This is a genomic window from Limnoglobus roseus, from assembly GCF_008254045.1.
Taxonomy (GTDB): domain Bacteria; phylum Planctomycetota; class Planctomycetia; order Gemmatales; family Gemmataceae; genus Limnoglobus; species Limnoglobus roseus.
Map to the genome: position 1 here is coordinate 2,103,775 of NZ_CP042425.1, position 11,662 is coordinate 2,115,436.

9 protein-coding genes are annotated in these 11,662 nt (G+C 67.3%); 7 read left to right on the forward strand and 2 right to left on the reverse strand.

The features are described 5' to 3' along the window. Positions 1-26 precede the first annotated feature (26 nt). Together PX52LOC_RS08770 and PX52LOC_RS08775 are read right to left on the reverse strand one after the other, a co-directional pair. Positions 27-938, reverse strand: coding sequence for a WD40 repeat domain-containing protein (locus tag PX52LOC_RS08770; RefSeq protein ID WP_149109738.1), 912 nt, complete (start codon positions 936-938; stop codon positions 27-29). Between the two features lie 2 nt (positions 939-940). Further along, complete coding sequence (locus PX52LOC_RS08775; RefSeq protein WP_149109739.1) at positions 941-2,272, reverse strand: hypothetical protein; 1,332 nt, start codon at positions 2,270-2,272, stop codon at positions 941-943. A 177-nt stretch (positions 2,273-2,449) separates the two neighbouring features. Here PX52LOC_RS08775 and PX52LOC_RS08780 point away from each other — a divergent pair, with 177 nt between their 5' ends. The 7 genes from PX52LOC_RS08780 to PX52LOC_RS08815 all read left to right on the forward strand — a co-directional run bounded on the left by PX52LOC_RS08780 (position 2,450) and on the right by PX52LOC_RS08815 (position 11,591). After that, on the forward strand, positions 2,450-2,782 hold the full coding sequence (locus PX52LOC_RS08780; protein WP_168218873.1) for an HPF/RaiA family ribosome-associated protein: 333 nt from the start codon (positions 2,450-2,452) through the stop codon (positions 2,780-2,782). A gap of 38 nt (positions 2,783-2,820) precedes the next feature. Next, on the forward strand, positions 2,821-3,294 hold the full coding sequence (locus PX52LOC_RS08785; RefSeq protein WP_149109741.1) for a PTS sugar transporter subunit IIA: 474 nt from the start codon (positions 2,821-2,823) through the stop codon (positions 3,292-3,294). After that, on the forward strand, positions 3,291-3,581 hold the full coding sequence (locus PX52LOC_RS08790) for an HPr family phosphocarrier protein (RefSeq protein WP_149109742.1): 291 nt from the start codon (positions 3,291-3,293) through the stop codon (positions 3,579-3,581). The genes PX52LOC_RS08785 and PX52LOC_RS08790 overlap by 4 nt, the downstream gene beginning before the upstream one ends. A gap of 91 nt (positions 3,582-3,672) precedes the next feature. Then, the gene (gene ptsP, locus PX52LOC_RS08795) at positions 3,673-5,418 is read left to right on the forward strand and encodes a phosphoenolpyruvate--protein phosphotransferase (protein WP_149109743.1); all 1,746 of its coding nucleotides are present in this window, start codon (positions 3,673-3,675) and stop codon (positions 5,416-5,418) included. Positions 5,419-5,618: 200 nt separating this feature from the next. Further along, positions 5,619-6,395: a TIGR03936 family radical SAM-associated protein gene (locus PX52LOC_RS08800; protein WP_149109744.1), complete on the forward strand. Its 777-nt coding sequence runs from the start codon at positions 5,619-5,621 to the stop codon at positions 6,393-6,395. A 65-nt stretch (positions 6,396-6,460) separates the two neighbouring features. Further along, positions 6,461-9,388, forward strand: coding sequence for an Rne/Rng family ribonuclease (locus tag PX52LOC_RS41910; protein ID WP_218575304.1), 2,928 nt, complete (start codon positions 6,461-6,463; stop codon positions 9,386-9,388). A gap of 205 nt (positions 9,389-9,593) precedes the next feature. Beyond that, positions 9,594-11,591 (forward strand): HEAT repeat domain-containing protein, encoded by a 1,998-nt coding sequence (locus tag PX52LOC_RS08815; protein ID WP_149109745.1) that lies wholly within the window; start codon positions 9,594-9,596, stop codon positions 11,589-11,591. Positions 11,592-11,662: the final 71 nt, after the last annotated feature.

Below are 11,662 nucleotides of genomic sequence, written 5' to 3' on the forward strand. Positions count from 1 at the left end.
AGCCTTCTGGCAAGACCTGCCGGCGGTTACAAATCCACGTCGAACAGAACCACGTGCCCGGTGTCGCTGCCGACCGCCGCCACGCACCCGTCCGGCGAGAACGCGATGCTCCGCATCCGCCCCTCGTGCCAGTCGAACGTCCGAGACGGCTGCCACGTTCCCACGTCCCAGAACGTCACGCCGCGGTCGTTGCTCGCAGTGGCCAGATAGTGGCCGCCGGGGTGGAAGGCGAAGTCGGTGATCGCCTTCTTCGAATCGCTCGTCAGCAACCGCGGCAGCCGGTGAAGGTATTCGAGGGACCACACGCGAAGGGTGTTGTCGCGGCTAGCGACCAAGAATTGCCCGTCGGCCCGCAACCGGTCGAGGTGGCCCACTCGGCTGGGTACTTCTTGCAATGTCGAACCGTCCTCCGAAGACTGCACGACGAAGCGAGGCGGGTCGTCTCCGCGGTTAATCTCGTGGGCGATTAGCGAGTCATCCGGCAAGAACGCAAGGTGGGCTGCCCCGTCGGTCGCTTCTTTCCATAACATTCGTGGCGGCATGAGGTCCGGGCCGGTCGGCGGCTCCCATCCGGCACGTCCGAAAAAGGAGTGACCCGTTGCGATTCGGCCGTCCGCCCGAGAGACGGCGAACGTGCTGTGGCCTGACACCTGTGCGTACGGAATTGGAAACTCGAAACCCTCGCCGTCGGCGGCCCGCAGTTGGTGTAACTCTTGGCCGGGAACCAACCCGAACACCCATTCGCCGAACGGGTGGTACTCGACGCGCCGCACGTAGGCGTTTCGCGCGGCCTTTTGCTTCGTCCAGCCCCATCGCCAGACTCGTTCCAACCCCACGTCCCACAACTCGACGCCGAGGCCGCCCGCAGCGACGAACCGGCCGCACGGCGAGAACGCCACGGCTTCCACGCGGTTCAACTCGGTTTCGAAGGCGAGCATGGTTAGTGGCCGTGGCCGACTTCCGCCCGCCGCGGGTCGGTCTTCAGGATAATCTCGTTGATGCCGGTCTGGTTGAAGCCCTTGTAGCCGTCGTCGCGTTGCAGGATTTCCAAGTGCGAGCCGAGCGCGCCGTCGGTGCGGAACTTCACCGCCTGGGGCTCCGTGATGCGGCCCTCGCGGACCAGCTTCGTGATGCGGGCTTCCGCCACCGGCCAGACTTCGCCTTTCGTGAAGGCTTGCCGCAGGTACTCGAAGTCGGTGAACGGCTTCATCGAATCGACACCGTGCGGCTTTAATTGTTCGCGCGCCGCGTCGAACGCGAACTGGCACTCCAGGTGGTGCATCCCGGCTTGCAGGAACGCCTCGCCGTGCAGGGCGCACCACAGGCCGACGGTGCCGAGTTCCTTCCGCCGCGGCAGCAATTCGTGGGCGAAGTCGCCGGTCACTTCGTCCGGCGACAGGTCCACGTCCGCGAAAATCACCACGCCGACGTTCGGCTGTTCGAGCACCTGTGCCCCCCACCCGGCGTCGCGGCCGGCGTAGAACCGCTCGCGGCAGAGGAAGCCCATTTCTTCGAGAATCGCGATCATCGGGGCGAAGTTCTCGCGGCCGCTGCGGTAGGTGTGGTGGTCGTGGTTGGCCCAGCCCATCCCGAGGGCGTCCTGCCGGGCCTTCTGCACGCGGGCGGCCCGGTTCCGCATTTGCCAGAACTCGCGCTCGGCCTGGAAGAACAGGTCGCAGGTGCGGTCTACCCCCAGGTCGGCAATCGCGGCCCGGATGAGGTGCCGGGCGTGGGCGAAGCCGTCGATCTCGTCCTCGAAATCGCGGTTCCGCAGGCGGAAGGCTTCGAGGTGCCGGAGGACCGCCGCGGGGTCGGCGTCGGCCCCGCCGTGGCGTTCGATCACCCAGAGTTCCGTGTTCCGCTCGCTCGACACGCGGGCTTGCCGCACCGCGGCCAGGGGCGCGCCGTCGATCGCCACTTGCCTCGCCAGCCCTTGTGCCAGTACGAAATCGGCCACGGACTCGACGCGGATGAAGAGCCGCCTCTCGCCGCCGGCCGAGAGTTCCACGTCCGGGAACATTCCGGCGGCGTGCCGCCACAACGCGCCGGCGCCGGGGTTCGCGTAGCCGACCTCACGCAGTTGGCGGGCGAGTTTTTCGGACGCCGGGCGAGTGATGCGGGCGACCCAGTCGGCCAGCCGCGTGCCGGTCTCGTGGAGCAAGCGGTCGCGCAAGTGCGTGATGAACCCGTTCACTTCCAGGAAGGAATCGAGTTGCTCGCGGACGAGCGCGGCCGCGGCAGGTTGGGGGGTCCAGAGGGGTTCGGCAGACATGAATTTCTCCGAGGGCCGGGAAGCCGGGAGCGGTTGTTCATTATACGGTCGTAACGACCGCCCCCGCCCCCGGGCCGGAACTCCTCCGGCTATCCGATTGAATGCTCTTCAAAATGCGAATACAATCTCGGGACGTGAATTCGCCCCCTGATCGCGTTGATGGAAAGGACTACTGCCGTGCAAGTCAAGGTATCGGTTCGCCACGGGCAGCTCGACGACGCCACCCAAGCGGATATCCGCGACAAGGCCGAGAAGCTGCTCCACTTCTTTGAGCGTGTGTCGCAGATCGAAGTGACCGTCGACCTCCGCGGCCTTCAGAAGAAGGTCGAAATCCTCCTCAACGCCGAGCACAAGCACGACTTCGTCGCGCAGGCCGAGGCCGAAGAGGTTCTCCCGGCCGTGTTGGTCGCGGTGGAGAAGATGAAGCACCAGATCAACCACTACAAGGAAAAGATTCAGGACCACCGCCGCGCCCCGTCGCACGGTGGGCCGGACAACATCCGTCGGTAAGCGGTGCAAGGTTCCCGGTGTCGGCGAGGGCGACGGAGATGATGAACTTTCTCATACGCGACGCGATCATTCCCGCCCCGCTCTTCCAGGCCACGACCCGGGACGACGCCATTCGGGAACTCGTCGGCAGTCTGTTCAAGGCCGGCATCCTCGCGGAAACCGATCAGGCGGACATCGTGCGGGCGATCTTGCGCCGCGAGCAACTCGGCACCACCGGCATCGGCCGGAACATTGCGATCCCCCATTCCCGGCACGCGGCCGTGACCCAGCTCACGGGCACGCTCGCGGTCTCCGGGCCGGGCGTCGGTTTCGACAGCGTTGACGGCGAGCCGGTCCACGTCATGATCCTGCTCATCTCGCCGCCGGACAAGCCGGGCGAACACCTGCGGTCGCTGGAGAACGTCGTCACCACCCTGCGGGACGAGGCGCTGGTCAAGGCGATCCGCGAGGCGAAGACGAAGGACGAAATCTGGGCGGTTCTGCAGGGCCACGCACCCGGGGGGCGGGCATGAACACCGGAACGCCCCATGAGCCTTACCGCCGGGCCGCCATCATCATCAACCCGAACGGCCTCCACATGCGGCCGGCCACGACGTTCGCCCAGCTCGCGGCCGGCGTCGCCAGTGACATCATCGTCTGGCACGGTGAAAAGCGGGCGAACGGCAAGAGCCTGTGGGACTTGATCGGCCTGTGTGCCCTCCGCGGCACGGAGTTGATCGTCGAAGCCGACGGCCCGGACGCGGAGGTCGTCGTCGGCCAGTTGGTCGCAATCTTGGCTTCACCCGGCGACCCGGATTAGTTACGCTACAGGTGTCGCCGGCACGGTCGCCGAAGGAATCTTTCAGTTGCCCGCCGGCCGCCCCTCGGCCGGCCCCACCCCGGCGGAGTGAATGGAAACGAAGCACGGGATCAAGGCTTCCCCCGGTATCGCCATCGGCCCCGCCCTGGTGTTGGATACCGAGGGCGTCCGCATTCCCCGTCGCACCGTCCCGCCCGAGCAAGTCCCCGGCGAACTCGCCCGCCTCCAGGTCGCGATCCACCGGGCCACCGCCGATTCGCGGGCCCGCGAACAGGAAATGACCACGCGGCTCGGCAAGGACATCGGCAAAATCTTCGCCTCGCACGCCCTGCTGCTCAGCGACCAGGCCCTCCGGTACGACATCGAAATGCTCATCAAGGCCGAGTCGTACTCGGCCGAGTACGCCGTCAGCCGGTGCATCCGGGCGCGGGTCAAGGGGCTGGACGACACCGGCAACGAGATCGCCATCCGCATCCGGGCGGACTTCATCGACGTGGAGAAACAACTCCTCCACGTCCTGCTCGGCGAGCACCCGGAATCGCCGGACGCGCTGACGCAGGCCGTCATCATCCTCGCCCACGACCTGACGCCGAGCGAGACGGCCATCTTCAACACCAAGACGGTGCAAGGGTTCGCCACCGAGTCCGGCGGGCCGACCAGCCACACGGCCATTCTCGCCGAAGCGCTGAGCATCCCGGCCGTCGTGGGCCTGGGCAAGCTGCTCGCCGACGTGTCGGGCGGCGACATCGTCATCATCGACGGCGACGCCGGCGTCGTCATCATTGAGCCGGACGAGGAAACCCTTGCCCGATACCTGGAGCGGATGCAGTCCAAGGCCGACGCCCCCGCCCGGTACGAGGAACTCCGCGACACGGAGTCGGTCACGAAGGACGGCGTTCATGTCGAACTCCTCGGCAACATCGAGTTCCCGACCGAGGCGGCCGCTTGCATCGAGAAGGGGGCCGGCGGCGTCGGGCTGTACCGCACCGAGTTCCTGTACGTCAATAAGACCGGCGACCCGACTGAGGAAGAACACTACGCCGCCTACCGGGAAGTGGTGGCGATCCTCGGCCCGACCCGGCCGGTCATCATCCGCACGCTCGACCTGGGGGCGGACAAGTTCTCGCCGGCGACGCGAGGAATCCAGGAGAAGAACCCGTTCCTCGGCCTCCGCAGTGTGCGGCTGTGCCTCCAGAACCGGCCGCTGTTCAAGACGCAACTCCGGGCCATTTTGCGGGCGAGCGTGTTCGGCGACCTGCGGATCATGTTCCCGATGGTCAGCACGATCTTGGAACTGCGGCAGTGCCTCAGTTTGCTCCGGGAAGTCGAAGAAGATTTGCACGACGCAGGAATCGACTACAAACCGAACGTACCAGTTGGTACGATGATTGAAGTCCCGTCGGCGGCGATCATGGCCGACGTGCTGGCGAAGCAGGTCAGTTTCTTCTCACTGGGAACGAACGACCTCGTCCAGTACACCCTCGCGGCCGACCGGGACAACGAGACGGTGGCCAACCTGTACAGCCCCGTTGACCCCTCCGTCTTGCGGCTCATCCACATGGTGTCGCAGGCCGGGAGTCGACAGGGCATTCCGGTCAACGTCTGCGGGGAGATGAGCGGCGAACCCGTGTACACGGCCCTGTTGCTGGGCTTGGGTATCCGGGACTTGTCCGCGACACCCCGCAAGATTCCTGAAATCAAACACGTCATTCGGTCTCTGACGATACCCGAGGCCGAGCGGGTCGCCCAGGACGCTCTCCAAATGGAGACGGCCCGCGATGTGGCGAGTTACTTACGCGGACATTTACGCCGCTTTCTCCCCGAACTGGCCGAGTGACGGTGACGGCTTAGCCGGCCGCACTGGCCGCAGGGTCGAGACGACGATGAGGACCACCCGACAACCCGTTCCGCCAGCCCGCGTGTCCCGCACGCCCTGGCCTCGGACCGCCGGCCTCCGCGCGTCTTTATCCCGTTCACGGGAGGGCGGCCGGAGGGGGTAACGCCGCGACGCCTCGTGCGCCGCGGCCCCCACAGCCGATGGTCGGAGACAAACTTCGTTTTCGGTTCGAGAAAGCCGGCGACCTTCGCCTGCTCAGCCACCACGACCTCATGCGGTGCGCCGAGCGGATGATGCGCCGGGCGGCCATCCCGTTCAAAATGACGGCCGGGTTCCACCCCGCCCCCCGCCTCGTCTTCGCCCTCTCTCTTTCGCTCGGCATCGTCGGCCGCCAAGAAGTCGTCGAACTCGAACTGACCGAACCCCGCGACGCCGACGAGGTTCTCGCCGCCTTCCGCCGGCACGCTCCGATCGGGTGGACGTTCACGTCCGTCAAAGTCATCCCGATGAAGGCGTCCGCCGTCGCCCGCCGGATCGTCTACCGCCTGCCCCTTCCGCCGGACCGCGTTGACGGGGTTCGCGAGCTCGCCGACGCGATGACGGCGTCCGCCGAAGTCTGGACCGACCGCTACCACCCGCGGCCGCGACAGGTGAACATCCGCCCGTACCTGCGAGCGATTCGCGTGGACGACAACGCCGTCTCGTTCGACATCTGGGTGACGCCCACGGGGACGGCCCGCGCCGACGAACTGCTGAAGTTACTCCGCGTCGCGGACCTCCTCGACGAGGGGGCCGTGCTGGAGCGGACCGAACTGGAACTGATCGACGAAACACTGCCGGACGCGACCGACGGCCCGCCCACGGGGCCGGCGATCACGCGGCCGCTGAACCTGCCGTCGGGCGTGGTGCCCGACGACGACGAACCCTCGCCGACCGCCACGTGGGGACTGTCCCCGAACGGACCGGTCGTCGAATGACATTCGCTCGCGCTTCGCGAGCCGAAACACGCCGCCCCGCCCGCGGCTTCACACTTGAGGACCGAATGAAGAAAGAAATGCTCATCAACGCGGCGCAGCCCGAGGAGTGCCGCATCGCCATCCTGGAGGACGGCGTACTCGAAGAACTTTACGTCGAGCGGGCGAACCAAGAAACCTACGTGGGGAACATCTACAAGGGGAAGATCGTCAACATCGAGCCGAGCATCCAGGCGGCGTTCGTGGACTTCGGCGGCGGCCGCAACGGCTTCCTGCACGTCTCCGACGTGGACCCGGCGTACTTCAAGCATTTGCTGCCGAAGGACGTGGCCGCCCAACTCGAAGCCGAGCAGGACGAAGAATTCGGCGTGGACCGCCCCGACCGCGGCAGTCGTGATCGGGGTGATCGTGGCGGCCGCGGCGAACGTGGTCGCGGTCGGGGTGACCGCGGTGAGCGCGGCGACCGGGACCGGGATCGCGGCCGCAACCGGGAACAACCGCCCGCCGAACCGGCGGCCGACCAGCCTCAAGAGTTGACTTCGTGGCTGGAACCGCAGGCCCCGCCCGCGCAACCCGCCCCGCGTCCGGCGGCCGCGCGTCCGGCCGCCCCGCCGCGTCCGCAACCGCAGCCCCAGGGTTTCGACGAGGACGGCGGCTTCGGCACCGGCTTGATTGAAGACCTGGCCCACCCCGCCCCCGAGCACGACATCACGGAAGACGCGGTGGTCGAGGAAGTGGAATACGTCGAAGTCGAAGAAGAGGAAGTGCCGCCGGCCGAAATCGTCACACACGTCGCGCCGGCCGTGCTGCTGCCGGCACCGGCGGTCGCGCGTCCCCTCCCGCCGGCCCGCGTGCCGACGCCCCCGCCGCCGGACGATGAGGAAGAGGGCGGGTTCGGAGCCGGGTTGCTCGACGACGTCGTCGTGGAATCGGTGATCGAGTTGGAAGTGGCGAGCAGCGAACCGGGCGAGTCGGCCACGCTGGAAGTCGCCGAAGCCGCGGATGCCGACGAGAAGAAGCCTCGCCCGCGGACCCGCAGTCGCGCAAAGCCGAAGGCTGAGGAAGGCACGCCGACCGCGGAAGGCGATGACGCGGCCAAGAAGCCGCGCGTCCGCCGCAAGAAGAAGGACGACGACGCGGGCGAAGAGCCGCCGGCGCTGCCGATCGCGGGTGCCGAACACCGCACCACTGGCGACGACAGCGAGCCGGAGATCACGCCGTTCTTCACCGACTCGTCCGGTTTCGACCCGGACGCCCCAAACGACCGCTTCGACGCCTCGCACGTGGCCGAGGAAGAAGGCGCGACGATGTTCGGTGAGGAAGAGCCGGAACCGGCCGCCGAAGGGGCCGAGGAAGCGACCGAACAAGCCGACCCAGACATGGTGATCGGCCGCGGCTTCAACGACTCGCCCGACGGTGAGTACGTCGGGGCCGACGAACGCCGCGACCGTCGCGGCGGCGGCCGGGGTGATCGCGGCGGCGACCGGGGCGGTCGTGGCCGGGGCGACCGTGGTGATCGCGGCGACCGCCGTGGTGGCGACCGCGGCGGCGATCGGGGCGACCGTCGGCCGAGTGGCGGGCCACGCTTCGGCGGGCCGCGCCGCGAGCGGGAGTTCCCGCGGCTGCCGATCGAGAAGATTTTCAAACGCGGTCAGGAAGTGATCGTGCAGGTCATCAAGGAGGGCATCGGCACGAAGGTGCCGACGCTCTCCACGAAGGTCAGCATCGCCGGCCGCTACCTCGTGCTCATGCCGAGCCTGGCCCGCGTGGGCGTGTCCCGCAAGATCGAAGACCCGGAAGCCCGCCGCCGCCTGCGGGACATCATGGGCCAACTGAAGACGCCGAAGGGCGTCGGGTTCATCGTCCGCACGGCCGCCATCGACCGCGAGGCCGAGGAACTGCAAGCCGACCTCGTGTACCTGCTGCGGCTGTGGCAGGTGGTCGCCCGCCGCATCCGCAAGGTGTCCGCCCCGGTCGAGTGCTACCGCGAGTCGGACATGATTACGCGGACCATCCGCGACATCTTCACGAAGGACGTGGACACGATCTGGGTGGACGACCCGACCGCGTTCCAGCACGCGAGCGAGTTCTTGCAGATCGTGATGCCGAAGTTCGCGAACCGGATCAAGTTGCACGAGGAGATCGTGCCCTTGTTCCACAAGTACAAGGTCGAGGAGGAGATCGCTAAGATCAACCAGAAGCGGATCGACCTGCCCCGCGGCGGCTCCATCATCATCGAGCAGACGGAAGCGCTCGTGGCCATCGACGTGAACAGCGGCACGTTCCGGGCGGACAACAACGCCGAGGAGACGGCCTTCCAGATGAACATGATCGCGGCGAAGGAGATCGCCCGGCAACTTCGCCTCCGCGACCTCGGCGGCGTGATCGTCAACGACTTCATCGACATGCGGGGCGAGACGCACCGCCGCAAGGTCGAGGACTGCCTCCGCGACGCGCTGCTCCGCGACAAGGCCCGCACGAAGATCCTCCGCATCTCGCAGTTCGGCATCATCGAGATGACCCGCCAGCGGTTGCGGCCGTCCTTGAAGAAACGCATCTACTCCGACTGCGGCCACTGCAAGGGGACCGGGTACGTGAAGACGTGCGAGACGACCGGCATCGACGTGCTGCGGCTGTTGCACCTGGCCGTTCACCGGGCCGGGGCGAATGCCAACGGCCCGTCGAGCGTGTCGGTGTCGGTCCACCCAGAGGCGGCCTTCCACTTGTTGAACAAGCAGCGGCGGGAGATTGCCACCCTGGAAGAGAAGGGCCGCACGGAGATCACGATCCTCGCGGTGCCGAACGTGTCGCCGGACTACCTGGAACTGAAGTGCCACGACGCCAACGGCAACGAGGTCCGGCTCCTGCCGACCGCCCCGCCGCCGAAGGTGTTCGGCGGCGGCCGACCGCCCCGTGACCGCGGCGACCGCGGCGACCGTGAGCGGGGAGAACGCGACCGTGACCGCGAACGGCGGTACCCGGCACCCCTGGATTAATAGGGGTTTTGGTCAACCTGCCCGATCCCGCAAGGGGTCGGGCGTTTTTGTTTCTCCCCCGGTTTCGCGCACTTTTGTCTTGACTCAAATTCCATCGACGTTATCGTCCGCCCCCGTCCGGGAGAATTGTGTGCGCACCGCACGCACCCCGGCGGGCCGGCCATGAACTGGGGAGTTCGGGGCCGGTTGGGGAAGGGGGGACACGATGAAGCGGGCCGCACTTCTCACGGTGGGCGTACTCACAGCCCTGGGTAGTTTGGGCGGGTGCAAGAGCGCACCGAAGGCCCAGACGGCCCGGCCGCAGGCGGCCGACGACGCGGCCGAGAAGAACATCTCCGCGACCGTGGGGCAGAAGACCATCGTCAGCAACACCGAGCCGATCCAGGTTTCGGCCGTCGGCCTCGTGTACAGCCTGCCGAGCACGGGCAGTCCCGCCGCCGGCGAGTGGCGGCCGATGCTCGAACGCGACCTCCGCAAGAAGAAGCTCAACCCGAAACAATTCCTCGAAGACCCGAACAACACCTGCTCGCTCGTCCTCGTCTCGGCCGTTATCCCGCCGGGGGCGAAGAAGGGCGACATGGTCGATATCGACGTGGTGCTGCCGCGGGCGAGCAAGACCGGCAGCCTGAAGGGCGGCATCCTGTTTGAGTGCGACCTGACCACGTCCGAACTGTCCGGCAACGTCCGCGAGCGGATGCAGGAAGCTGGCATGGACGTGGGGGCGAACCCGGCCGTCAGCGGCGACACGATCCTGCTCGGCAAGACGCTCATCCGGGCCGAGGGGCCGCTGGTCGCAGGCGTGATGGAGAACACCGCGAAGCTGAAGGCCAGCGTCGTCGGCGACGAGGCCGCGGCGGGCCGGTACACGGCCGGCCGCGTGTGGAGCGGCGGCCGGGTGCTCGAAGACCGACCGTACTTCTTCATGCTCAACGAGCGGGACGCCAACCCGCGGACGGCGATGGAAGTGGCTGCCCGCTTGAACGCGACGTTCCTGCTGGCCGGCGACTCGAAGAACAAGGTGGCGAACGCCGTGAAGGGCGACGTGGTCCTCGTCACCGTACCGCCGACCTACCGGCTGAACCACGAGCGGTTCCTGATCGTCGCCCGCCAGGTGCCGATGATCCCGGCCGGGGCGGAAAGCCTTCTCCGCAAGAAGCTGGAACAAGACCTGCTGAACCCGGAGACGGCGATCACGGCGGCGGTGAAGCTGGAAGCCCTCGGTGCGGAGAGCACGCGGGCCTTGCAAACCGGCCTGCAAAGTGAGTCGCCCTGGGTGCGGTTCGCGGCCGCGGAATCGCTCGCCTATCTCGGCAGCACGAGCGGGGCGGCCGACCTCGCGAAGCTCGCCGAGCAGCACCCGGCCCTTCGCACGCACTGCCTGACGGCCCTCGCCAGCCTCGACGACGGCGTGAGCACCGACCGCCTCGTCGAACTGATGAAGCACCCCGACGTCGGCCTCCGGTACGGGGCGTTCGTCGCGCTGCGGAGCATCAACGAACGGCACCCGGAACTGCACGGCACGAACGTCAAGAAGGCGTTCTGGGTTCACGAAGTTGCCCCCGGCTCGCAGAGCGTCGTCCACGTCGCGAGCAGCCGCCGGGCGGAAGTCGTCCTCTTCGGCAACGCCGGCACGCTGGTCCCGCCGTACACGATCCCGCTCGGCAACGACTTCGTCGTGGCCGCGAAGGCCGGCGACGAGAACGCGACCGTCACCTACCTCGCCCCCGGCAAGGACGGCTCGAAGGAAGTGGTGCTGAAGGTGCCGTCGAACCTCCGCGGGGTGCTGTCGGCCGTAGGCGAGTTGGGCGGCGGCTACGCGGAGGCGATCGAACTGATCCGCAAGGCCGACGGCACGAAGGTGCTGGCCGCGACGATGGCCGTGGACGCCCTGCCCCGCGGCATGCCGATCACCCAGCTGGCGAAGTTGGCCCGCTCCGATTCGAACTTGGAGCAAGCGAACGTCGAAGTCACCCGCGCCGCGACCTCCGGCGACCTGCAACTGGCGAGCTTCGACTTGCCCTCGGAGGCCGACAACGTGAAGCAGAAGCCGCAGGACGAGCCGTCGTTGAACCGCAGCCCCGGCCGCCTGTTCAGTGCCAAAAAGCACCCGCAGGAACCCGACCCGGAGCCGCCGACGGCCGCGAAGCCGTCCGAAGATAGCCTCGACCTGGCCCGCAGCCCGGGGAAACTGTTCGGGAAGTGAGTTCTTGGCGAGCGGGGGCATCAGCCCCCTGTTTTTCGTTCCGCCAGAGACGAGCTTACCAACACACAACG

Coding starts and splice junctions, on each gene's coding strand:
- PX52LOC_RS08770 (WP_149109738.1), bottom strand. CDS start 938: ATGCTCGCCTTCGAAACCGAGTTGAACCGCGTGGAAGCCGTGGCGTTC.
- PX52LOC_RS08775 (WP_149109739.1), bottom strand. CDS start 2,272: ATGTCTGCCGAACCCCTCTGGACCCCCCAACCTGCCGCGGCCGCGCTC.
- PX52LOC_RS08785 (WP_149109741.1), top strand. CDS start 2,821: ATGATGAACTTTCTCATACGCGACGCGATCATTCCCGCCCCGCTCTTC.
- PX52LOC_RS08790 (WP_149109742.1), top strand. CDS start 3,291: ATGAACACCGGAACGCCCCATGAGCCTTACCGCCGGGCCGCCATCATC.
- ptsP (WP_149109743.1), top strand. CDS start 3,673: ATGGAAACGAAGCACGGGATCAAGGCTTCCCCCGGTATCGCCATCGGC.
- PX52LOC_RS08800 (WP_149109744.1), top strand. CDS start 5,619: ATGGTCGGAGACAAACTTCGTTTTCGGTTCGAGAAAGCCGGCGACCTT.
- PX52LOC_RS41910 (WP_218575304.1), top strand. CDS start 6,461: ATGAAGAAAGAAATGCTCATCAACGCGGCGCAGCCCGAGGAGTGCCGC.
- PX52LOC_RS08815 (WP_149109745.1), top strand. CDS start 9,594: ATGAAGCGGGCCGCACTTCTCACGGTGGGCGTACTCACAGCCCTGGGT.